The sequence below is a fragment of the Bacillus sp. TH17 genome, from assembly GCF_016651125.1.
Taxonomy (GTDB): domain Bacteria; phylum Bacillota; class Bacilli; order Bacillales; family Bacillaceae_G; genus Bacillus_A; species Bacillus_A mycoides.
On sequence record NZ_JAEKEN010000001.1, the window covers coordinates 3718281 to 3740569 of the forward strand.

A 22289-nucleotide genomic window follows, 5' to 3' on the forward strand; every position below is an offset into this window, starting at 1 on the left:
TACATCTTTTTCTATTCTAGCATAAAACACGCGATAAGTTAACCTTCTGGTTCAGTTTGATTCTGCGTGCTTCCTTGCGCTACAACACTGGTTTTGTTCACATTCCCCTCATCATATTTGACATTTTTAACTGCAAAATAAATAAGAAAATGTCCAGCTCCTAAAATACATAGTAAGAAAGGTAAACTTTTTTCAGGCGGAAAAAATATGACAGCACATAAAAAACTTAAAATGGAACAAATTCTTCCGGCATTTAACCATAATTCCCTGACCACTATATATTCTACACGCCATTCTCTCGCCTGTTTTGCTCTACCAATTACATCGTATGTCATTGAGCCGTACGGAACGAGTAAAATCGGATATGCAACCGCAATACATGCTGCATAAATAAGTAATTTCGTATATGTAACATTAAAAATAACTAAAAATACGACCGCATATAAAATAATGCCACCAAGTAAAATTGCTTTTTTTCGCCATTCTTTCTTTAACATACGAGCAACTAAATAATAGCATACAAATGATACTGCAGAATTCACTAAACTATATTTCCCTAGTGCTAACTCGCTACCAGATGCTAAATAGACATATACCGAAATGACGAAAATAAACGTTCCCTCTCTCAAACCTTGGAAGAAATGAGCGCGCGTAATTCTTCCCCAGTTTTCATCAACTTGCCGCTCTTTCAATACTTGCACAATTTCATAGCGTCCTTCACATTCCCTCTTCGATAAAAAAAAGCTTAGAACGACTGCAACCGCAAATAGCATTAACGAGAGGAAGAAAACGACAGTATAACCACTCCATTTTTCCATACGTGAAATTGTATATCCCGCTGCTATCGGTCCAATCATTCCAGAGAACGATGTAAGAAGTCCTAGAAAACCGTTAAAAAAATCTCTTGTTTCTGGTTCTGTAATCTCAAATGTCAACAAGTTAAAAGCGAGCCAATAAAAACCATAACCAACTCCTAAAAGGGCTCCCATTAATAAAATATAGTGAGATGCACTTTTTCCCGCTACTAAAACGACGATAAAAAAAACAGCTAACGTTCCTACACCGATTCTCAATAAAATCGAGCGATCAATACGTTTCGCTAATTTCCCGCCCACAAGAAATGTTAGAGGCTGCAATACAACGCTGGCCAAATTATACAAGCCCAGATTCACATAATTTTGTGTTTGCTTCCATAAATAAATGTTTACAAACGTATTCGATAAAGAAATTGCGAGCGTGTATAAACCTCCTATAACGAGCAATAATACTAAATCCCGATTCACTTCAACATCACCGATTACATGTTTCCACTTCATACACAACTCTCCTTTACTTCATGTTCTAGTCTTCCAAAGACAAGCTCAATTATGTAAAAGGAGAACATAGAAAAAAGCTAGGAGAAAACCCCCTAGCTTTTTTCTAGCTGTATTAACTTTAATTATTTTGCTTCTTGGTAAAGTTTTTCAGCAACGTTCCAATCTACAACGTTCCAGAATGCACCGATGTAGTCAGGACGACGGTTTTGGTAATTTAAGTAGTAAGCATGCTCCCAAACATCTAAACCGATAACTGGAGTTTTACCTTCAGTTAGAGGAGAATCTTGGTTTGGAGTGCTTGTTACTTCTAACTCACCATTGTTTACTACTAACCAAGCCCAACCAGAACCGAAGCGAGTTGCGCCAGCTTTTGCGAATTCTGCTTTGAATGCATCGAAGCTACCGAATTTCGCTTCAATCGCAGTTGCAAGTTCGCCTACTGGTTGTCCCCCGCCGTTTGGAGATAGGATTGTCCAGAAGAATGTATGGTTAGCATGTCCGCCACCATTGTTACGTACTGCTGTACGGATTGCTTCAGGTACTTCGTTTAAGTTTGCAACTAATTCTTCAACGCTTTTGTCAGCTAATTCTGCATGACCTTCTAAAGCAGCGTTTAAGTTTGTAATATACGTGTTGTGATGTTTTGTATGATGGATGTTCATTGTTTCTTTATCAAAGTGAGGTTCTAAAGCATCATACGCATAAGGTAAATTTGGTAATTCGTGTTTTGCCATTGTTATATTCCTCCCGGTTTATGTATTGCCACTTAAGTGACATACAACTTCATTCTACCCTAATTGCCATAGGGTGCAAACAAATAAATCGCTTTGTCTTGCTATCATTAAAGTAGCAAAATCCCCACTTCTTTTCAATTAAAATGCTCATATATTCCGAAAAAAAGCTTCCTTCTACAAGGAAGCTTCCTGCTGACATAATAAACATATGAAATGGATATGGACCCTGTAGGACTCGAACCTACGACCGGACGGTTATGAGCCGTCTGCTCTAACCAACTGAGCTAAGGGTCCACGATTATGTATGTACCATTAAAAACAACTAAATTCCAATCAGGTATATCGTTTGAAAAATGTAAGATAAATTTACCATATACGAAAGAAAAGTGTCAATTGTATTTTTCTCTACTAAAAGAAGTAAATTAATAAGAAGGAATTTAGTCCTCTCTACTATATGTAAATATAATATATCTTGAGCTTCTCTAGATTCGTACGTTACAATGATTTTATACATACATAAAGGAAGTGAATCTATGTCCATTTTTACACAGCTAGCAAAAAGCGTATATTCGCCTAAAGATATGGCGCTTTTCCGTTTTCAAAAAATCGGTAAAACCATTTTGTATATTATGCTTCTTTGCCTAATCACTACTATTCCAAGAACTTTCTTGTACGGTAGCGTTATTCAAGATGGTGTTAACATGGTAAATAAAGTAATCGAAAAAGATTTACCTGATTTTAAAATTGAAAATGGCGAGCTAACAGCTGATATTGATCAACCTATCGAAAAAGAAGATGGAAATGCCCTTTTCGTATTTGATCCAAATTCAACAGACTTAGAAAAATATCAAAATAAAACAGGTTTATTTGTTTTAAAAGATAAAGTAGTCTCCATGGGGAATGGTCAAACACAAACATATTCCTATAATGACTTATTAGGCGCATCTCTTGAGAAAAAAGATTTACAAGATTTCATTTCGTTATTTGACAGTATTTATCCAATCTTATTATTCGTTATTGGGTTCTTACTGTACTTGTTCCAATTATTTATTACCTTTGTAGGAGTTACATTGCTTGCCTTCATCGGTTCTGCGATGAGCGGTCAACGCAAATTATCTTATAAACAAGTTTGGACATTAACTGCTTACAGCTACACAATTCCAACAATCTTCTTTATGATTATGGACTTATTCAAAATAAACGTACCTGGCGCAACATTCATTTACATTGCAGTTGTTTTAATCGTTCTATACTTAACAATTAAAGAAGTTCCAAAGCCGAAAGAAAAACAAGAACTATAAAAAAATGCCTAAATAGGCATTTTTTTTTTGGACAAGCATATATTCCTAGCAAAGGAGTGAAGGATATGAAGAGATTAGGTGTACTCTTATTCGTGCTTGTCCTCGGTTATATATTTTATTACGACATAAGAATCGGTACTTTACCGATGTTAAGTTCATACAAAAAAACATCTGCTGCCCAAACGATAAAAAAAGAAAATACAGATACAAAACAAAATAAAGAGAAAGAAACAGAAAAAGAAAAAGAAACGGATACAGCTTATAAAGCAATCGAAGTAAAAACTGGTGATACAGTTCTTTCTATTACAGAAGCGATTAATAAGAAAAAAATTCCTTCTATTGAAAAAGTAATTGATGATTTTAAGCAATTAAATAAAAATACATCTGCTACAAAAATCCAAGTTGGAAAGTCTTATAAATTCCCCTTATATCAATAAGCAATCACTTAATCCTTGTCAATTACATAAAGGCGCTGATACAATAGTAAAAGTGAAACCGAGTACTTTGGTTTCTATAGCCCTTTCTCACACATACTATCATTGATGTAAGGGACTAAAATAAGAAACTTCTTTTATAAGGAGAGCGATCAATTCGTGAATGAAATGACTCAACGCACAAAAACACGTCCAGTTAAAGTCGGTAATTTAACAATTGGCGGTAACAATGAATTAATTATACAAAGTATGACGACAACAAAAACGCATGATGTTGAGGCTACAGTTGCTGAAATTAAACGTTTAGAAGAAGCTGGCTGTCAAGTTGTTCGTGTTGCTGTTCCAGACGAACGCGCAGCAAATGCTATTGCTGATATTAAAAAACAAATCAACATTCCACTTGTTGCTGATATTCATTTTGATTACCGCCTTGCTTTAAAAGCAATCGAAGGCGGCATTGATAAAGTACGTATCAATCCAGGTAACATTGGACGTCGCCATAAAGTAGAAGCTGTTGTAAATGCAGCGAAAGAGCGTGGCATTCCAATCCGTATCGGTGTAAATGCCGGCTCATTAGAACGTCATATTTTAGAAAAGTATGGATATCCAACTGCTGATGGTATGGTCGAGAGCGCACTGCACCATATTAAAATTTTAGAGGACTTAGATTTCCACGATATTATCGTATCAATGAAAGCCTCTGATGTTAACTTAGCAATTGAAGCATACGAAAAAGCTGCTCGCGCTTTTGATTATCCATTACATTTAGGTATTACAGAATCAGGAACATTGTTTGCTGGGACTGTAAAAAGCGCCGCCGGTCTTGGAGCAATTTTAAGTAAAGGCATCGGAAATACACTTCGTATCTCTTTAAGCGCTGATCCAGTTGAAGAAGTAAAAGTTGCACGTGAACTATTAAAATCATTCGGTCTTGCATCTAATGCCGCAACACTTATTTCTTGTCCAACTTGTGGTCGTATTGAAATCGACCTAATTAGCATTGCTAATGAAGTTGAAGAATACATCTCCACACTTAAAGTTCCAATTAAGGTTGCAGTACTCGGCTGTGCCGTAAACGGTCCTGGTGAAGCTCGTGAAGCTGACATCGGTATTGCCGGTGCACGCGGAGAAGGTTTATTATTCCGTAAAGGGCAAGTCGTTCGTAAAGTACCAGAAGAAACAATGGTAGAAGAACTGAAAAAAGAAATTGATGTAATCGCTGCTGAAATGGCTGCCGAACGAGAAAAAGAAAAAGAAAAACAAGAACAAGAACAATAAAAAGAAGGTTGCCACAATTTTTGTGAGCAACCTTTTTTTACATTCAAATTAAAAACTCGTCAGTTATATAACTGACGAGCCCTCTCATTTTGCACATTTTGGGCAACGACCATATATTTCAAACTTATGCCCCGTTACCTCATAACCTTTAAAATCTTTATTCATAAAATCCATCGGGCAGGAATTAATCTCTTTCGTACCACCACAATCTAAACAAATGAAATGATGATGATGTTCCATAATGGAGCATGTAAAACGGAAATGCTTTTCACCATTTAATTCCGTTTGCTCTAAAACACCGACTTCAGCAAAAACCGTTAAATTACGATAAATCGTATCAAAACTAAGTCCTGGATAATCACCCTTCATATGCTCTAAAACATCTTTCGCAGTTAAATAACGATTATGAGCTGCGAATAATCTCAGCATCTCTTCCCTTTTCCCCGTATGTTTGTATCCCTTTTCCTTCATTAGGCGTAAAGCTTCTGTTAGATTCATACCTATCCCTACTTTATGCAGTTTTTTTCTTTTTCCATAAAATTGCACCAATTAAAATAAGAACCGCTATCATAACAATTGTACCACCTGGAGCTAAATCAAGTTGATACGAAGCAAACATTCCACCAATTACTGCAATTTCACCAAATAAAATGGAAAAGAAAATTGTTTGTTTAAATCCTTTTGCAATACGAATACTTGCTGCAACTGGTAACGTCATTAAAGATGATACGAGAAGAACACCTACAACACGCATTGATACCGCAATTACAAGAGCAACTAATATAATGAAGATAAAGTGAATCCACTTTGCACTTAAACCGGTTGATACAGCGTATTCCTCATCAAATGATAGTAAAAACAACTCTTTGTATAATAAAACAATCGTCGCAATAACAACAATTGCTACTATACCAATAATAATTAAATCCGCACTTGTTACAGCACTTACACTACCAAATAAATAACTAAATAAATCCGTATTGAATCCATTAGCAAGTGAGATGAAGATAACTCCAATCCCCATCCCTGCTGAAAGTATAATCGGGATTGCTAACTCTTGATAATGTTTATATACAGTACGTAATTTTTCAATTAGCAATGCTCCACCGATTGAAAAAAACATCCCCATATATAAAGGGTTTAAAAACCCACCGGTAAAGATTGTCTTTTCAAGTAATAAACTTGCTGCAATTCCTGATAACGTCACATGACTTAATGCATCCGCAATAAGCGACATGCGGCGAATTACAACGAACACGCCGATAAGTGGTGCGACAAGCCCTATTAAAATACCAGCGTATAAGGAATTACGTAAAAAATCATATTGTAAAAAATCCTGTATCATTATATCCTCCCGTGATGCCCATGTTCATGTTCTAAGCGATGAACATGATGTCCATATAAAATCGACATTTCTGCATCTTCTAACTCTCGGAATTTCTCTACATTCCCATGGAAATGTAAATGCTGATTCAAACATGCAACATGCGTCACCTTCTCTGTTACAGCACCCATATCGTGCGTAACAAGAATTAACGTAATTCCCAATCTTTTGTTTAAATCCTCTAGTATCTCATAAAAACTTGCCACATTTTTCACATCAATCCCAACAGTAGGCTCGTCCAAAATAAGCAATTCCGGATCACTTACAAGTGCACGAGCAATAAATACACGCTGTTGTTGTCCACCAGAAAGTTCTCCAATGTTGCGACCTCGAAACTCGCTCATACCTACATCAGCAATCGCTTTTTCTACTTTCGCATTATCGTCTTTCGTAAAAAAGCGAAAAAGCCCTTTTTTCGAAACGAGCCCCATTGAAACAACCTCGAAAACAGTTGCCGGGAAACCTGAGTTAAAGCTACTTGCCTTTTGGGATACATACCCAACTTTATTCCACTCTTTAAATTTCTTACTATCAATGCCAAACAATCTAATACTTCCTTGCTTTGGTTTTAAAACACCCAATAAGCATTTAAGTAAAGTCGATTTCCCTGAACCATTCGGTCCAACTAAACCTAAAAAAGCTCCCTTCGGAACTTGCAAATTAATATCTTCTAACACGTTGCGATCTTCATACCGAAACGTTAATCCTTCTATTTCCAATATATTATTCATAGCATCTCACCTATTTTAATTCAGAATGATTCCGATTTATCTCTATTTGAATTATAGTACAGCTTATTATAGTTGTAAACCAATCTGCCTAAAATATATTCTTTATTTCAAGAAACCTTATTATTATAACAAAAAGCAGAGAATAATTCTCTGCTTTCAAAAGATATTACAATTAACTTTTTAGTGAATTGCTGATTTAAACTTACCACCATTTGTCTCTTGTGTATTCATAATCGTAACAAATGCGTTTTCATCAATTTCATGCACAATTGATTTTAACTTCGTCACTTCCAGACGTGTTACAACTGCATAAATAACTTCTTTTTCTTTATCTGTATAGCCACCTTTAGCAACAAGTTTTGTTGTTCCACGACCAAGGCGGTGTAAAATCGCATTTGATACTTCCTCATATTGATCCGATACTATTAAAACTGCTTTCGTTTCGTCTAATCCTTGAATTACCGTATCAATTGTTTTGAATGCGATATAGTACGTCATAACAGAATACATCGCTTGTTCAACACCAAACACAAATGCTGCCCATGCAAAAATGAATAAGTTCACAAACATTACGAATTCACCAACAGAAAACGGTAATTTCTTCGTTAATAGAATTCCCATAATTTCGGTCCCGTCTAACGATCCACCATGACGAATAACAAGTCCTACACCAATCCCTAAAATAAGACCGCCGAAAACTGTTGCTAAAATCGGCTCTGTTGTAAATGGCGGGATAGCATGCAACGTTGATTCAATAAATGCTAAAGCTACAATTCCAAATGCTGAAGATAACATGAATGTTTTTCCAATTTGCTTATACCCGGAGTACATAAAAGGAATGTTGAGGATAACAACTAAAGTAGAAAAGCTTAACCACCAAATATTAGGAGTAAGATAATCTAATATAAGAGAAATACCAATAATTCCACCATCAATAATTTTATTTGGCATTAAAAACAGTTCAATCGCTACCGCCGCACACGCTGCCCCAAAGACAATCATAACTAAACGATATACAAGATGAATAACACTTTCTTTTCGATGTTGCTTTTTTTCCATAAGTCCTCCTTATACTCTTTATCTATAGTTTTGTTCTTATATTATAACATAAGCTTCTTTTCCCCATTGAAAAAATGCACCTTGATACGAATATGTACAAGCTATGCGTACATATATTTCGATAGAAGAACGTGTGAAGGAGGACAACACGATGAACCTCATTAAACAAATTGTGAACAAAAAATTAAATCATATTTCCACAAAAGAACTATTGAAATATAGTAAAGAATACGAAGTTCCAATCACAACTGCACAAGCTGATAAAATCGTTTTACTTATGAAAGGGAAAAACATTAACATTTACGATAATACCGAGCGACTAGATTTGTTAAAACAAATCGCTAAAGTAACTACTCCTGCCACTGCCCAACAAGTAAATATTTTATTTCAGCAGCTATTAAAATAAGGAGGGGAAAATCCCCTCCTTATTGTGCTTTAATTTTTTCAAGAATTCCTTCATCAAAAGTACCATTTTTCAGCATTTCGATTTCTAATTTATATGGTGGCTTCTTATCTTTTTTATCTTCACCTACATACGGCGTTTCAAGAATTTTTGGTACGTGCGTAAGTTGTGGGTGATGCACAATGTGATGCAATGCCTTATAGCCAATATGACCAAAACCAATATTTTCATGACGGTCTTTTCCAGCTCCGCGTACATTTTTGCTATCGTTAATATGAAGTACTTGTAAACGATTTATCCCAACAATTTTATCAAATTCGTTTAACACACCGTCAAAATCATTTACAAGGTCATAACCTGCATCATGCGTATGACACGTATCAAAACATACAGATAGTTTTTCATTATATTTCACACCATCAATAATTTTCGCAATTTCTTCAAAGCTACGACCGCATTCCGTTCCCTTTCCTGCCATCGTTTCTAACGCAATGTTAACCGTCTGCTCTGGCGTTAATACTTCATTAAGCCCTTTAATAATTTGTTGAATACCAGCATCCGCTCCTGCACCAACGTGCGCACCTGGGTGAAGAACGATTTGTTTCGCTACACCTAATGCCGATGTTCTTTCAATTTCCATGCGAAGGAAGTCTACACCTAATTGGAATGTTTCTGGCTTCGTCGTATTCCCAAGATTAATAATGTATGGCGCATGTACGATAATTTCTTCAATACCGTTTAGTTCCATATGTTTTCTTCCTGCTTCTATGTTCAATTCTTCAATTGGTTTTCTTCGTGTATTTTGCGGTGCACCTGTATAAATCATAAACGTCGTTGCACCGTATGAAACAGCCTCTTCACTTGCTGCTAATAACATTTTCTTACCACTCATAGAAACATGAGATCCAATCTTTAACATACAATCACCTCTTCAATATACAATAGATATAATGATAGCATAATTTGTAGAAATATGTAGCGAATTGTTTGTTCACACAAAAGGCACTACATAAATTAAACGGACTATTCAAACAATCTGAACTCTATACTTAAATTAACCCAATAAAGCGAAACTTTAGTCAACGTTTTTTCTACCCCTCACTAATTATTAGTCTACATTAATCGACTTTCTCTCAAGCAGTGAGATAAAAAAAATAAGGGAAATCCCTTATCTTTTTTTATTGCTATATTTTTTCTTCACTTTGTCACGTTCTGTTGCAAGTTTTCGTTTATAGTTTGGTTTTACTTTTTTCGGCTTCTTAACAACTTTTGTTGCCATAACATCTAGTCCATCACTTGGTTTTTTACGGCTCTTACGACGACGACGGTCACCTAAATCCGCCCATTCATCTCCGCGTAAATCTACATGTTTAAACTCGATATGACGTTGTTTTTCCAAACTATCTAACGCTTCTTCATTTGCTGGATCATAAATCGTCACTGCAATACCTGAATGACCCGCACGTGCAGTTCTTCCAACACGGTGAACGAAGAAATCTAAATCTGGTGGAAGTTCATAGTTAATAACATGGCTAATTCCTTCAATATCAATACCGCGTGCCGCCAAATCTGTTGCGACAATGTATTGGAACTCTAAATCACGAACTTGTTTCATCATTTTTCTACGATCACGTGGTGATAAATCACCGTGTATACGCCCTACTTTTAATCCACGTTCTGCTAATCCATCGGCTACTTCGTCAGCCTTCTTCTTTGTGTTTGTAAAGACAATTGCTAAATATGGTTTAAATTGAAGTAGCATATTTTTCACTAATTCAGTTTTATTACGGTGTCTTGAAGGCACAAGGTAATGATCAATATTTCCTGCTGCAACTTGCTTCGGATTAATATGAATATGTTCTGGATTCTCCATATATTTCTTCAAAAATGGTTTTAATTTTTGAGGAATTGTTGCAGAGAAAACTAACATTTGCAGATTTTTAGGCATACGTGCCGCAATTTTATCTACATCTTGAATGAATCCCATATCAAGCATTAAGTCCGCTTCATCGACAATAATAGTATCCGCTTTATAAACAAATAGCGCCTTTTCTTCTACTAAATCTTTAATACGTCCTGGCGTTCCAACTACAATATGAGGTTGTTTTTTCAACTTTTCAATTGATCGTTGTTTATCAGTTCCACCAATTAAACAGCGTGCTGTAATCATTTGATCTTCTGCACAGAACTTTGTTAGTTTCACAATTTCTTCGTAAATTTGTTGTGCTAACTCACGAGTAGGCGCTGTAATAACAAGTTGTACCTCTTCACGACTTGCATCAATTCTGTTTAACGTAGGAAGTAAGTATGCATGTGTTTTCCCAGAACCAGTTTGGGATTGTCCAATTATACTCACACCTTTTTTCACGACCGGGAAAATTTTCTTTTGAATTCCTGTTGGCTCTGTAAAGCGTAGTTCACGAACTGCATCTATTAAAAATGGTTTAAAATCATACTGTGTAAAAGTTTGTAGTGTCATAAGTTACACCTTCTTTCTAAAATTTCTACTGCGCACAAATCAGTCAAGTCTACATTATATCGAAATCTACAAGTAAAATCCATCTTTAGTTTAGGTTTTTATCTCAAAAACTAACCTTCTTTCCTTCCATTGCATATTGTATGTGTATATACCTAACTGAAGAAAGGAGGATTTCCCACATGTTTCCGAAATCCCCTATAAGACAAATGTATCCGAATCGAGGACAACAATCTTACACACCATATCCGATTCCACAACTACCACCGATGGCTCAAAAAAAGAAAGGTTTCCTTGCTAAACTCTTTAAAAAACACGATCCAACCGAACCTTTCATGCAAATGGTCCCTCCTTATCGACAAATGGAAGGGCCACCGATGATGCACCAACAACCGCCGCCCCAATATCAACAGCAACAGCCATACCAACAACAATATACACAACAATATCAGCCATACATGCAGCAATATCCAGAGCAGATGATACCACCTCAAATGTATGAATCAAATGATACACGTGGTGCTGCGTCAGCTACAACTGCAGCGGCATCTAGCAGCGGCATCGGTAGTTTTTTTTCAAATTTAATTTCGAACCCAACTAATATGATAAATAATATCGAAAAAGTATCTCAAGTCGTGCAATCTGTCGGTCCTGTTGTCGAACAGTACGGTCCCATTATGCGTAGTCTACCAAGCATTGTTAAAATCCTCACCTCTGGAAAAAGTACGGAAGAAAATCAAACTGAAGATGCAACAGAACAGGTTGAGGTAGCAACTCCACCTCCTCCACCTCCAAAAAGGAAACGAAAAAAAATAGTGCTTGAACCGGTAATAGAAAAAGAGGTTCCGAAAGAACCCGTTCAACAATCAGCAACAAAACCAAAACTATATGTGTAACAATCCTTTGTTTTCTATCCACTCCTCCTTTATAATGTAATGGACTATGCACAAAAGTATCCCTTGTTTAGAAGGAGAGGATTACTCACATGAAGATTGTTAAAATTTCCCCTCGTGGTTATTGCTATGGTGTTGTTGACGCAATGGTTATTGCACGTAACGCCGCATTAGATAAATCATTACCGAGACCCATTTATATTTTAGGTATGATTGTTCACAATAAGCATGTCACAGATGCTTTCGAAGAGGATGGCATCATTACATTAGACGGTCCAAGTCGATTAGAAATTTTAGATAAAATCGATTCTGGTACTGTTATTTTCACTGCACACGGTGTTTCTCCAGAAGTTAAACAACGTGCAAAAGAAAAAGGTTTAACGACAATTGATGCAACTTGTCCAGATGTTACAAAAACACATGACCTTATCGAAGCAAAGAAAGCTGAAGGATACCATGTCATTTATATCGGCAAAAAAAATCATCCAGAACCAGAAGGCGCAGTTGGTATCGCACCTGATATCGTTCATCTTATCGAAAAAGCTGATGATTTAAAAACACTAGAAATTCCAACGGATAAAATTTTAGTTACGAATCAAACAACAATGAGTCAATGGGATGTTCAACATTTAATGGAGGACATTCAGAAAAAATTCCCAACAGCAGAATTCCACAAGGAAATTTGTTTAGCAACTCAAGTTCGCCAAGAAGCTGTCGCTAAACAAGCTGATGTTGCAGATTTAACAATTGTTGTCGGTGATCCGAAAAGTAACAACTCAAACCGTTTAGCACAAGTATCACAAGAAATCGCTGGTACGACAGCATACCGCGTTGCAGACGTAAGTGAAATCCAATTAGAATGGCTACAAGGTGTAGAAAACGTAGCTGTTACAGCAGGTGCTTCTACTCCAACGCCAATTACAAAAGAAGTTATTGCTTTCTTAGATCAATATGACCCAATGAATCCAGCTACATGGGACAGAATTCGAAAAGTACCACTTCAAAAGATACTACCTCGTGTAAAAGTGAAAAAAGAACAATAATAAAAACCGTTGCCTACATGAGCAACGGTTTTTATTTTTCTTATACAAATGTGAATGGATCTGTATGTAACTGCGAAGCGTGAATGTGTACATTGAATTTCTTCACATCTACTTTTTCTTGCAATTGTTTTTGTACACCTTGCTTCATTACTTTTTCAACGTTATGTCCTGGATCGACTATATTTAAACCAATCATCATCGCATCGTGAGCAACATGATAATACATATCACCTGTTACATATACATCTGCTCCTTTAAATTTCGCTTGGTTTATATATTTATTACCGTCACCACCAAGTACAGCTACTTTACGCACCTTATCATCTAACTTTCCAACAACTCTTGCACCCTTTACATGTAATGATTGTTTCACATGTAAAGCAAACTGCTCAAGCGTCATTTCTTCTTGTAAATACCCTATTTTACCAAGACCTAATGTTTCACCTTTATTATCAAGCGGATATACATCATATGCCACTTCTTCATATGGATGGGCTGCCAACATCGCTTTAATAACTTTTCTTTGTAATGAAGCTGGAATAATCGTTTCGACACGTATCTCTTCCACACGTTCTAACTGCCCAGTTTCTCCGATATAAGGATTTGTACCTTCTTGAGGGATAAACGTACCTACCCCTTCGCTACCGAACGTACAGTGGCTATAATTACCGATATGACCTGCATCCGCATCTCCAAGAGCTTTGCGCACTTCTTCTGCATGGGTTACTGGAACAAATACAACAATTTTTTTCATTTCTTCTGCATATGTAGGAGCTAATACTTCTGTATTTTGTAACCCTAACGCATCAGCAAGTAAATCATTTACCCCGCCCTTAGCAATATCTACATTTGTATGTGCGGCATAAACCGCAATATCATTTTTAATACACATTTCAATAATTCTTCCGTACGCCTTATCTGTATGAATCGCTTTTAATGGATTAAAGATTAAAGGATGGTGCGCTATAATGATATTCGCTCCTAATTGGATCGCCTCGTCCACAACTTCCTCAGTTACATCTAACGCGATTAATACGTGCTGGACAGGTTTATTAAGCGCTCCAATCTGTAAGCCAATCTTATCCCCTTCCATCGCTAAATGCTTCGGATACATACCTTCAAACAAAGAAATAATTTCATGACCATTCGGAATTTTACTCATGATAAAACCTCTCCTATCATTTTCATTTTCGCTTCTACTTCTGCACGCTTCGCTTTTGTCTCTTCAGACTCTGCTGCACGTTCTAACTGTTTTAAAATATTTTGGAAGTTTTTCAATTCCCCTTCCCACTTTTCAATAAAAGCTTCACTTTTTTCTTTTATTAAAAATGGACCCATAAACAATTCAGCTTGTTTATTTTCAGAGTAAGGTACTGCTGTATCTCCTCGCTCTCCGACTAAAATCTCGTAAATCTTTCCGTCTTCTATTACAATTTTCTCACGGATAAGCTCCCATCCATTTTCAATAAACCATTCACGGATATGGTGTGCTGCAATATTCGGCTGTAAGATTAAACGTGTTACACCTTCTAATTTTTCTTTACCACTTTCTAAAATGTCACGAATTAACGCTCCACCCATACCAGCAATCGTAATAACATCTACTTCTCCTGGCACTATAACAGCTAATCCATTCCCTTTACGAACGTCTACTTTATCTTGTAAGCCACTTTCAGCTACAGTTGCTTGTGCAGAGCGAAACGGTCCATCTACAACCTCTCCTGCAACTGCTTTTGTAGCAATATTATTTATAATTGTATAACACGGTAAATACGCATGATCCGATCCAATATCAGCTACTGTAGAGCCTACCGGAATCTCCCTCACAACTTCTTCTAATCGTTTCGAAAGCTTTACTTCATTCATGTATTTCCATTACTCCTTCTCTTCTCAGTCTGTCTCCATGATAATGAATTTATAGTAGTTGTTGCAAGTCCATAACAATACTTCAATTCTCTATTACTAATCGTATTTTAGATAGTATAGAAAAACAAGCCTTTTGCAAAAAGCAAAAGACTTGTTTTTCTATACTTTATTTTTTCTTCGATAACCAATCAGCTACTTTCGTTGCTTGATCAGCTGGAATTAAATTAGCTGGCATATTTCCTTTTCCTTTTGACAGAACTTCTTTAATTTCATCTTTTGAAAGTTTCCCACCAATTTTTTGTAAATTAGGGCCTACCGCTCCTTGTAACTGATCACCATGACAGCTCGTACAGCTTTGCTTTACAATATCCTCTGGCTTTGATGCTGTTTGTGCTGGTTTCCCACCATTTTTTGCATCAGCTAACTCTTTAGATTTATTTAGCCCCTGAAATGAAAATACAAACATAACGATAATACCTAATGCTGCAATAAGAGCGAACGGAATCAACGGATTACGTTTCATATCTCTTCTCCCCCCTCTATACCGCTAAATAGTTAGATGATTCAGTCATTTATATTGTACTTGAAAACGCCCTATCAGAAAAGAGTAAACTACTACTTGTTAAAAATATTCCGTAAATTCATTTTATTGATTTTCACTATTATATCGCATATTATTTCGATAATTACTAACGTTTCTCATCATATTTTTTACTTTTCTACATATTATTTTGTATATAATAAACAAAATAAATCGAAAAATCGAAAAATGAGCATTTGCAAATCAAAAGACAATTCTGTAAAATAAATTACAAGAAATTGTAATCGTTGCCGATAGATAAATTTTAACAAAAATTAACAAAATAAAAAAGTTTACTTCACAAAAGTGAAGTAAACTTAAAGGTAGCCTATTCTAAGAAATCCTTAAGACGCTTACTACGGCTTGGATGTCTTAATTTGCGAAGTGCTTTCGCTTCAATTTGACGAATACGTTCTCTCGTTACGCCGAATACTTTCCCAACTTCTTCAAGCGTACGAGTTCGTCCATCATCTAAACCAAAACGAAGACGCAGAACATTTTCTTCACGATCTGTTAGTGTATCTAACACATCTTCTAATTGTTCTTTTAGCAATTCATACGCTGCATGGTCCGCAGGCGATGTTGCTTCTTGGTCTTCGATAAAGTCACCTAAATGGGAGTCGTCTTCTTCACCAATTGGTGTTTCAAGAGAAACTGGCTCCTGTGCAATCTTTAAGATTTCGCGTACTTTTTCTGGAGCAAGATCCATTTCTTCACCAATCTCTTCAGGAGATGGTTCGCGTCCTAAATCTTGTAATAATTGACGTTGTACACGGATTAACTTATTAATTGTTTCAACCATATGAACTGGAATACGAATTGTTCGCGCTTGGTCTGCAATCGCACGTGTAATAGCTTGGCGAATCCACCAAGTTGCATACGTACTAAATTTAAAACCTTTACGGTAGTCGAACTTTTCAACTGCCTTAATTAGACCCATATTTCCTTCTTGGATTAAGTCTAAGAAAAGCATACCACGGCCCACGTAGCGCTTTGCAATACTTACTACAAGACGTAAGTTTGCTTCCGCAAGACGGCGTTTTGCTTCTTCATCGCCTTCTTCAATACGTGTCGCAAGTCGAATTTCTTCTTCAGCAGATAGTAAGTCTACACGACCAATTTCTTTTAAGTACATACGAACAGGGTCATTGATTTTCACACCTGGCGGCACACTTAAATCATTAAGGTCAAATTCTTCTTCCGTTTTTGTAATTTGACGATTATTAGGACCTTCGTCGTTGTCATTGTCACCAACTAAGTCAATCCCTTGTTCACCTAAATATTCATAGTATTCATCCATTTGATCGGATTCAATTTCAAATCCATTCATGCGTTCTGCAATCTCTTCATATGTAAGAACGCCACGTTTTTTTCCGAGCTCAGTGAGTTGTTCTTTCACTTGCTCAAGGGTCATTTCAGTTTCAATTTGTTTAGAACGAGCTGGTTTATCAGCCATCTGTTCCCCTCCTTACGCGAGATACAAACATTCATTATACTAAAACTTTATCGAAAAAGCTATTTTCTTGCTTTTTGACTTTGTAAATATGCCACATAATATTTAGCAGCCTCTACAGGATCTGTTTTTTCCATTTGTTTTACTTTAAAGATAATTTCCATCTTTTCAAGTTTTTCTTTATGGCGTCTTAGCGCCTCCAAATGACCTTGTAACGCTTCTTCTGTGTACTCTGGATTAATAAATTCATCCGTCGAAATATCAGTAATAATATTTTTCAACTTTTCATCAGAGAGCCAACTTAAAAATGTTCCGACTGAAGGTTCATTTCCCTTTTCATAATATGCGTATAGTTCATATAAAATCCCTTTATGTTCTTCTGTATAAAAATCTTCTATATGAGGTTCCATACGCACTGTCACTTCTGCACTTTGCAACATATGGTAAATAATTTCTCTTTCTGCCCTTTCAAAACCTGTTAATTTCGGTTTCGTTTGAACAATTTGAGATGGCTTAGAAACCTGCTTTATTTGTTTTTGCTGTACCTTTTGTTCTTTGCGATATTGGTGCAATTGATTCAAAAGTGTTTCCATTGAATACGAAAATTCTTGCGATAATGATTTTAAATAGGATTCCGCCTGCATCGCATCCTGTAGCAATGATAACTCTTTTAAAACACTTTTTACATATTCTTCTTTGCCAGACTCATCTTGCAAATTTTTCCCTAAACGCAAATAATTTATTTTGAAACCAACAAAACTTATACTTGATTTCACAAGATTTTCAAAAGCGGTTGTCCCATATTGTTGCACATATTCATCAGGGTCAAGCTTATCTGGCAAGGATGTAACTTTCACTTGGCAACCAACTTGCAATAGTAATTGCCCTGCTTTCATCGTCGCTTCTCGCCCTGCTTTATCACCATCATAGCAAAGAACAACAGTTTCAACGTTACGTCGCAGAAGTTTCGCTTGTTCTTCAGTTAAAGCTGTTCCCATTGTCGCAACAGCTTCTTCCACACCACTTTTCACCGCGGCTAGTACATCGGCATAACCTTCAAAAAGGACAACCTGCCCACGTTTTCTAATAAACGGCCTTGCTTGGTGGAAATTATACAACAGCTTACTTTTGTAAAAAATCGGTGTTTCAGGACTATTCAAATATTTCGGAGTGTCATCTCCTAATGCCCTTCCACTAAACGCTATCACCTTACCTTGTAAAGTATAAATCGGAAACATAACTCTTCCGCGGAAGCGGTCATAATGACTGCCATCCTTCTCACTTCTTACAAGAAGGCCAGCCTGTTCCATACTAGATAGCGACAAACCTCTTTTTTGTAAAATTTTCGTTGCTGCATCCCAAGCTTGTGATGCATAACCAATTTCAAATTTCTCAATCATCTCTTTTGTAATACCACGTTTTAATAAATATGAAAGTGCTTCATTTCCTTCTTCTGTATTTACTAATAAATGATGATAATACTTTTTCAAAAGTTCATGAGCCTGTTGCATGATGACAGTGTCATCAGATATGTCTTCTTGTTGTTGTTGTCCTTGCCCTGATGTATATTCTGCAACTGCAATTCCATTTCTTTCGCCAAGCTTTTGAACAGCCTCTGTGAAAGCAAGTCCTTCCATTTTCATAAGAAAAGAAAATACATTTCCACCTTCTCCACATCCGAAACAATGAAAAATTTGCTTATCAGATGAAACAGAGAATGAAGGAGAATTCTCACCATGAAATGGACAAAGGCCGAAATAGTTACGCCCCTGCTTTCTAAGTTGAACATACTCACCAATCACTTCTACAATATCGGATGATGTCCGAATCTGTTCAACAACTTCTTCAGGAATTCTGTTCCCCATAACTCCATCTCCGTGTCGTATTTTGTATTCGATATAAATTAAAAGATTCCTTTATAATTCGACAATATTTTTCTAAATTTGTTAGAAAGTACTGTCGATCACATTGTGTAAACGATTTTGGACCTTTCGTATAAGTCCCCAGTCTGCGTAAATTCGCAGATACATACTACTATATAAAATTGTATACATTTGCTCATCTGTTACAAATGTATCTCTTGGAGACAATACATATACTCCTTTTTCACAAGAAGACTAGCAAGAAGCACTATAGCCTGTATGATCATGAGATCTGTAGCTTTTGCATGTTAATAAATATCACAGTCAACTTCATCTTGCTCAGAATCTACATAGACCCAATTACCTTGCTGTTTTCTTGAACGATGAGCATAGGATACGACAAACAAAATTTCGACATAAAATTTTGTTTCAACTTGCACAATTGCATTCTTCACGGGATACGCATCTGCATCAAATAATATCTTATCTGATGTTTTGCATATTTCTGTATTCTACATCCCTTCTGTGAATCCTTCCATAATGTGCGTTTTCTTGTCTAGATTTTGTCGATTTAACGTAAATACATGTCTTTTTCGAAAATCCTATCCCTAGTTTATTCTGAAAAATTAAAGTCTAAACGTAAAATATAGGTTTTTATCACAATTTTTTATTATAATATATTTTCTTCAACTACGCTACATATCCCTTTAATTTTCATCTTACACTTAAAGATAACGAAATCGTTCCTTTAGCATAATTAAAAAACAGAAGAATATAAGTATAACCATTCCGCTATATTCTATTATTAAGCCGAAAGTTCATGCTCTACTTCGCATCTTCCTCTAACGCCTTCTCACGAGCGAAAAAAGCACATTCACCTTTGGTAAATGTGCTAAAACATTTTTTGGTTTTGCACTGCATTCACAATAATATTTGCTGTTTCTTCAATTGCCTTATTTGATACATCAATCACTTGACAATTTATTTTACTAATTACTTCCTCAAAATGATCAATTTCTTCTTGAATACGATTAATATTTGCATATGTTGCTCCATCACTTAATCCAAGTGATTTCAATCGTTCTTTTCGAATATGATTTAACTTATCTGGTATAATTTTCAAACCGAAACATTTCTCTTTTGCCACTTGATATAATTCCTCAGGCGGATCCACTTCCGGTACAAGTGGTACATTAGCAACTTTCAAACGTTTGTTATGCGCTAAATATTGTGAAAGTGGTGTTTTTGATGTACGTGAAATTCCAATCAACACGATATCAGCTTTTAAAATACCACGTGCATCTCTACCATCATCATACTTAACTGCAAATTCAATCGCTTCAATTTTTTTAAAGTACTCTTCATCTAATCTTCGAACGACACCTGGCTCATACCTTGGTACTTGCCCTGTAATTTCTTCAATTTGATCGATAAGAGGTCCGATAATATCGTATGCCTCTACTCCTTCTTTTGCCGCTTCTGTCAATAAATATTGACGCATATCAGGCTTTACTAACGTAAAACAAATAAGCGCTTGATTGCTCTTGGCAATCGAGATTACTTCTTTTAATGTCCCTGTATCTTCTACATACGGTACACGCCTAATATCAGGAGCGAATGGGAACTGTCCCATTGCCGCTCTAACAACCAAATCAGCCGTTTCTCCTACAGAGTCAGATACGACATATACGATTTTATTATCCATTACATTACCTCACTTTAAACAAATTACACTTATTCGTTATTTACTAAATTTACAAACGCACGTGTAATATTTGTTTTTGTAATTCGTCCAATCACTTCTAAACCTTGTTTCGTATCCTTCACAACCGGCATCGCATCAATCTGTCTTTCTATTAATTCCATCGCAATATCATATAAAGAATCCTCCCTGCGACACATCGCAATGTTTGGCATCCTTGTCATGATAATATTAACCGGAAGAGAGGTTAAATCCTGCTTTCCTAAGCTAGCTCGTAATAAATCTTTACGAGATACAACGCCAACTAATAAAGTAGCTTGATCTACAACAAATAATGTACCAACGTCCTCTAGAAACATAGTACAGATTGCATCGTATACTGATACATTTTTATCAATTACAGCCGGTCTAGATTGATAATCTTGCACTTTAATTTTCTTAACAGCTTCAGATAATAGCTGTCCCCCGGTTTTACCCGTATAAAAATAACCTACACGTGGACGCGCTTCTAAATAACCAGCCATCGTTAAAATTGCTAAGTCTGGTCTTAGCGTTGCACGTGTTAAACCCAATTGCCCAGCAATTGACTCCCCTGTAATAGGACCGTGATCTTTTACAATCTGAATGATATGCTCTTGCCGTTTATTCAGCTCTATGATAATCACCACCTTTAATGCACAACGAAAAAAGTTATACTATCTCTTAAATATTATATACTAAATATGCTATTCGAAAAAGAAAGTATGTAAAAAGGACCGTATACGGCCCTTTTTATATTTGAAACTTATCAATTTGTTCCAAGAAACGCCTTGTTTTCAAATAAATCCCACAATATTCGTCATAATATGTATTCAATACTGTGCGCATTTGTTTTTTTGTACTATCCTTCACCGATACATTACCGAGCCGGTGTAAATCAAAGTGAAAAAAGAGACGTAATAATTTATGAACAGCCTCTCCCACCGGAATACGATACGGATCTTGCTCCGCATGACGCGAGCACAGAAAACCGCCTTCCCGGACAGAGAAGGCGACAAAATCTGTTTCTTGATGACAAATAGCACATGTATCAAAGTACGGGCGCATCCCTAATACCGGAAGCATTTTCGTTTGATAAATTAATGATAATACTTCTGGATCAACACCCTCACACATATAATGCAACGTTTGATATAACATTTCAAATAAATACGGATTATGCTTCTTATCTTCTGTTGCTTTATCGGTTAATTCAATAATAAATGATGCATAAGCAGTTAAAAATATATCCTCGCGAATTTCTTTCATAGATGAAATAATCTCGCCTTGTTGCAAAGTTCCAAGTCCAGATCCCATTTGAATAAGAAAATGACCATGTGTCATAAGTTGCGAAATAGCTGCTAACCGACTCTTCGGCTTTTTCGCCCCTCTTGCCATTGCACTTACCTTACCAAATTCCCGTGAGTATATTGTAACAATCTTATTTGTTTCTCCGTAATCTGTCGTACGGATAACAATGCCCTCAACTTTTTGAAACATGTTCGTCACCATCCAAGGTTTGAACAAAACGGGTCAAGAAATTGGAGAGTCTAGATGCGCTAACTCCTCTTCATGTTGATCCATCTCATCGTTTACGTCTTTTTCCATTTCTTTCAAAAGCAAATACGTTTCAATGCTTCCTGTTTTGGAGAAAAACTTCCAGGTAAAATCTAGCATAAGAATCCACCTTTCTCAATAAGCGTAGCCTATAAACCAATTTCTTTTGTTGTTATTAAGTTGACCCATTTTGTTCATT

The 22289-nt window shown here is 36.1% G+C and carries 24 protein-coding genes and 1 tRNA gene; 6 read left to right on the forward strand and 19 right to left on the reverse strand.

All coding sequences use genetic code 11. From position 1 onward, the window contains the following. Positions 1-38: 38 nt before the first annotated feature. The 3 genes from JFT95_RS19020 to JFT95_RS19030 form a co-directional block, all read right to left on the reverse strand. The gene (locus JFT95_RS19020; RefSeq protein ID WP_002015154.1) at positions 39-1316 is read right to left on the reverse strand and encodes an MFS transporter; all 1278 of its coding nucleotides are present in this window, start codon (positions 1314-1316) and stop codon (positions 39-41) included. 122 nt (positions 1317-1438) lie between these two features. Continuing rightward, positions 1439-2050 carry a superoxide dismutase [Mn] gene (gene sodA, locus JFT95_RS19025; protein ID WP_001052029.1) on the reverse strand — a complete coding sequence of 204 codons (612 nt, stop codon included), beginning with the start codon at positions 2048-2050 and terminating at the stop codon, positions 1439-1441. A 220-nt stretch (positions 2051-2270) separates the two neighbouring features. Next, positions 2271-2344: transfer RNA gene (locus JFT95_RS19030), tRNA-Ile, on the reverse strand. Between the two features lie 239 nt (positions 2345-2583). Here JFT95_RS19030 and yqgB point away from each other — a divergent pair. The 3 genes from yqgB to ispG all read left to right on the forward strand — a co-directional run bounded on the left by yqgB (position 2584) and on the right by ispG (position 5063). Further along, a complete protein-coding gene (gene yqgB / locus JFT95_RS19035; RefSeq protein ID WP_002034056.1) occupies positions 2584-3351 on the forward strand; it encodes a protein YqgB in 768 nt (255 codons plus the stop codon). Positions 3352-3416: 65 nt separating this feature from the next. Further along, positions 3417-3788 (forward strand): hypothetical protein, encoded by a 372-nt coding sequence (locus JFT95_RS19040; RefSeq protein WP_201052965.1) that lies wholly within the window; start codon positions 3417-3419, stop codon positions 3786-3788. A 165-nt stretch (positions 3789-3953) separates the two neighbouring features. Beyond that, a complete protein-coding gene (gene ispG, locus JFT95_RS19045) occupies positions 3954-5063 on the forward strand; it encodes a flavodoxin-dependent (E)-4-hydroxy-3-methylbut-2-enyl-diphosphate synthase (protein WP_198285196.1) in 1110 nt (369 codons plus the stop codon). Between the two features lie 84 nt (positions 5064-5147). Here the strand turns inward: ispG and JFT95_RS19050 are convergent, their stop codons facing one another. From JFT95_RS19050 to JFT95_RS19065, 4 genes are all read right to left on the reverse strand, one after another. Then, on the reverse strand, positions 5148-5561 hold the full coding sequence (locus JFT95_RS19050; protein ID WP_002015164.1) for a Fur family transcriptional regulator: 414 nt from the start codon (positions 5559-5561) through the stop codon (positions 5148-5150). Positions 5562-5574: 13 nt separating this feature from the next. Continuing rightward, positions 5575-6408 (reverse strand): metal ABC transporter permease, encoded by an 834-nt coding sequence (locus JFT95_RS19055; protein WP_002015165.1) that lies wholly within the window; start codon positions 6406-6408, stop codon positions 5575-5577. After that, positions 6408-7178 carry a metal ABC transporter ATP-binding protein gene (locus JFT95_RS19060; RefSeq protein ID WP_002015167.1) on the reverse strand — a complete coding sequence of 257 codons (771 nt, stop codon included), beginning with the start codon at positions 7176-7178 and terminating at the stop codon, positions 6408-6410. The genes JFT95_RS19055 and JFT95_RS19060 overlap by 1 nt, the downstream gene beginning before the upstream one ends. A 180-nt stretch (positions 7179-7358) precedes the next feature. Further along, a complete protein-coding gene (locus tag JFT95_RS19065) occupies positions 7359-8237 on the reverse strand; it encodes a YitT family protein (protein ID WP_002015168.1) in 879 nt (292 codons plus the stop codon). 151 nt (positions 8238-8388) lie between these two features. Between JFT95_RS19065 and JFT95_RS19070 the strand changes: the two genes are divergently transcribed. Continuing rightward, entirely contained in the window at positions 8389-8643 is a 255-nt protein-coding gene (locus JFT95_RS19070) for a DUF2624 domain-containing protein (protein ID WP_002088657.1), read from the forward strand. Between the two features lie 19 nt (positions 8644-8662). Here JFT95_RS19070 and JFT95_RS19075 read toward each other — a convergent pair whose 3' ends face one another. Together JFT95_RS19075 and JFT95_RS19080 are read right to left on the reverse strand one after the other, a co-directional pair. After that, positions 8663-9559 carry a deoxyribonuclease IV gene (locus tag JFT95_RS19075; RefSeq protein ID WP_002088660.1) on the reverse strand — a complete coding sequence of 299 codons (897 nt, stop codon included), beginning with the start codon at positions 9557-9559 and terminating at the stop codon, positions 8663-8665. 249 nt (positions 9560-9808) lie between these two features. Then, on the reverse strand, positions 9809-11119 hold the full coding sequence (locus JFT95_RS19080; RefSeq protein ID WP_002015172.1) for a DEAD/DEAH box helicase: 1311 nt from the start codon (positions 11117-11119) through the stop codon (positions 9809-9811). Positions 11120-11298: 179 nt separating this feature from the next. Between JFT95_RS19080 and vrrA the strand changes: the two genes are divergently transcribed. Further along, entirely contained in the window at positions 11299-12012 is a 714-nt protein-coding gene (gene vrrA, locus JFT95_RS19085) for a VrrA/YqfQ family protein (protein WP_002138368.1), read from the forward strand. An 89-nt stretch (positions 12013-12101) separates the two neighbouring features. Continuing rightward, positions 12102-13052: a 4-hydroxy-3-methylbut-2-enyl diphosphate reductase gene (locus JFT95_RS19090; protein ID WP_002015175.1), complete on the forward strand. Its 951-nt coding sequence runs from the start codon at positions 12102-12104 to the stop codon at positions 13050-13052. A 40-nt stretch (positions 13053-13092) separates the two neighbouring features. Here JFT95_RS19090 and JFT95_RS19095 read toward each other — a convergent pair whose 3' ends face one another. From JFT95_RS19095 to JFT95_RS19140, 10 genes are all read right to left on the reverse strand, one after another. After that, on the reverse strand, positions 13093-14214 hold the full coding sequence (locus JFT95_RS19095; RefSeq protein WP_002190694.1) for a Nif3-like dinuclear metal center hexameric protein: 1122 nt from the start codon (positions 14212-14214) through the stop codon (positions 13093-13095). Next, positions 14211-14918, reverse strand: coding sequence for a tRNA (adenine(22)-N(1))-methyltransferase (locus JFT95_RS19100; RefSeq protein ID WP_002190695.1), 708 nt, complete (start codon positions 14916-14918; stop codon positions 14211-14213). The genes JFT95_RS19095 and JFT95_RS19100 overlap by 4 nt, the downstream gene beginning before the upstream one ends. A gap of 166 nt (positions 14919-15084) precedes the next feature. Continuing rightward, positions 15085-15441 carry a cytochrome c550 gene (cccA, locus tag JFT95_RS19105; protein WP_002015178.1) on the reverse strand — a complete coding sequence of 119 codons (357 nt, stop codon included), beginning with the start codon at positions 15439-15441 and terminating at the stop codon, positions 15085-15087. Positions 15442-15826: 385 nt separating this feature from the next. Further along, the gene (gene rpoD / locus JFT95_RS19110; RefSeq protein WP_000764062.1) at positions 15827-16954 is read right to left on the reverse strand and encodes an RNA polymerase sigma factor RpoD; all 1128 of its coding nucleotides are present in this window, start codon (positions 16952-16954) and stop codon (positions 15827-15829) included. Between the two features lie 59 nt (positions 16955-17013). After that, positions 17014-18816, reverse strand: a complete 1803-nt coding sequence (gene dnaG / locus JFT95_RS19115; RefSeq protein WP_002015179.1) for a DNA primase — start codon at positions 18814-18816, stop codon at positions 17014-17016. A gap of 81 nt (positions 18817-18897) precedes the next feature. Beyond that, positions 18898-19041 carry a hypothetical protein gene (locus JFT95_RS19120; RefSeq protein ID WP_201052966.1) on the reverse strand — a complete coding sequence of 48 codons (144 nt, stop codon included), beginning with the start codon at positions 19039-19041 and terminating at the stop codon, positions 18898-18900. A 664-nt stretch (positions 19042-19705) separates the two neighbouring features. Continuing rightward, positions 19706-20518 (reverse strand): pyruvate, water dikinase regulatory protein, encoded by an 813-nt coding sequence (locus tag JFT95_RS19125; RefSeq protein ID WP_002015180.1) that lies wholly within the window; start codon positions 20516-20518, stop codon positions 19706-19708. 29 nt (positions 20519-20547) lie between these two features. Next, positions 20548-21180 carry a transcriptional regulator CcpN gene (gene ccpN, locus JFT95_RS19130; RefSeq protein WP_002015181.1) on the reverse strand — a complete coding sequence of 211 codons (633 nt, stop codon included), beginning with the start codon at positions 21178-21180 and terminating at the stop codon, positions 20548-20550. A gap of 106 nt (positions 21181-21286) precedes the next feature. Then, positions 21287-22033: a DNA repair protein RecO gene (recO, locus tag JFT95_RS19135; protein ID WP_201052968.1), complete on the reverse strand. Its 747-nt coding sequence runs from the start codon at positions 22031-22033 to the stop codon at positions 21287-21289. A gap of 33 nt (positions 22034-22066) precedes the next feature. After that, entirely contained in the window at positions 22067-22210 is a 144-nt protein-coding gene (locus JFT95_RS19140; protein ID WP_000883924.1) for a YqzL family protein, read from the reverse strand. Positions 22211-22289 lie beyond the last annotated feature (79 nt).

Bases quoted from the DNA above. Each gene is read 5' to 3' on its own strand.
- JFT95_RS19020 (WP_002015154.1), bottom strand. From the start codon at position 1,316: ATGAAGTGGAAACATGTAATCGGTGATGTTGAAGTGAATCGGGATTTA.
- sodA (WP_001052029.1), bottom strand. From the start codon at position 2,050: ATGGCAAAACACGAATTACCAAATTTACCTTATGCGTATGATGCTTTA.
- yqgB (WP_002034056.1), top strand. From the start codon at position 2,584: ATGTCCATTTTTACACAGCTAGCAAAAAGCGTATATTCGCCTAAAGAT.
- JFT95_RS19040 (WP_201052965.1), top strand. From the start codon at position 3,417: ATGAAGAGATTAGGTGTACTCTTATTCGTGCTTGTCCTCGGTTATATA.
- ispG (WP_198285196.1), top strand. From the start codon at position 3,954: ATGACTCAACGCACAAAAACACGTCCAGTTAAAGTCGGTAATTTAACA.
- JFT95_RS19050 (WP_002015164.1), bottom strand. From the start codon at position 5,561: ATGAATCTAACAGAAGCTTTACGCCTAATGAAGGAAAAGGGATACAAA.
- JFT95_RS19055 (WP_002015165.1), bottom strand. From the start codon at position 6,408: ATGATACAGGATTTTTTACAATATGATTTTTTACGTAATTCCTTATAC.
- JFT95_RS19060 (WP_002015167.1), bottom strand. From the start codon at position 7,178: ATGAATAATATATTGGAAATAGAAGGATTAACGTTTCGGTATGAAGAT.
- JFT95_RS19065 (WP_002015168.1), bottom strand. From the start codon at position 8,237: ATGGAAAAAAAGCAACATCGAAAAGAAAGTGTTATTCATCTTGTATAT.
- JFT95_RS19070 (WP_002088657.1), top strand. From the start codon at position 8,389: ATGAACCTCATTAAACAAATTGTGAACAAAAAATTAAATCATATTTCC.
- JFT95_RS19075 (WP_002088660.1), bottom strand. From the start codon at position 9,559: ATGTTAAAGATTGGATCTCATGTTTCTATGAGTGGTAAGAAAATGTTA.
- JFT95_RS19080 (WP_002015172.1), bottom strand. From the start codon at position 11,119: ATGACACTACAAACTTTTACACAGTATGATTTTAAACCATTTTTAATA.
- vrrA (WP_002138368.1), top strand. From the start codon at position 11,299: ATGTTTCCGAAATCCCCTATAAGACAAATGTATCCGAATCGAGGACAA.
- JFT95_RS19090 (WP_002015175.1), top strand. From the start codon at position 12,102: ATGAAGATTGTTAAAATTTCCCCTCGTGGTTATTGCTATGGTGTTGTT.
- JFT95_RS19095 (WP_002190694.1), bottom strand. From the start codon at position 14,214: ATGAGTAAAATTCCGAATGGTCATGAAATTATTTCTTTGTTTGAAGGT.
- JFT95_RS19100 (WP_002190695.1), bottom strand. From the start codon at position 14,918: ATGAATGAAGTAAAGCTTTCGAAACGATTAGAAGAAGTTGTGAGGGAG.
- cccA (WP_002015178.1), bottom strand. From the start codon at position 15,441: ATGAAACGTAATCCGTTGATTCCGTTCGCTCTTATTGCAGCATTAGGT.
- rpoD (WP_000764062.1), bottom strand. From the start codon at position 16,954: ATGGCTGATAAACCAGCTCGTTCTAAACAAATTGAAACTGAAATGACC.
- dnaG (WP_002015179.1), bottom strand. From the start codon at position 18,816: ATGGGGAACAGAATTCCTGAAGAAGTTGTTGAACAGATTCGGACATCA.
- JFT95_RS19125 (WP_002015180.1), bottom strand. From the start codon at position 20,518: ATGGATAATAAAATCGTATATGTCGTATCTGACTCTGTAGGAGAAACG.
- recO (WP_201052968.1), bottom strand. From the start codon at position 22,033: ATGTTTCAAAAAGTTGAGGGCATTGTTATCCGTACGACAGATTACGGA.
- JFT95_RS19140 (WP_000883924.1), bottom strand. From the start codon at position 22,210: ATGCTAGATTTTACCTGGAAGTTTTTCTCCAAAACAGGAAGCATTGAA.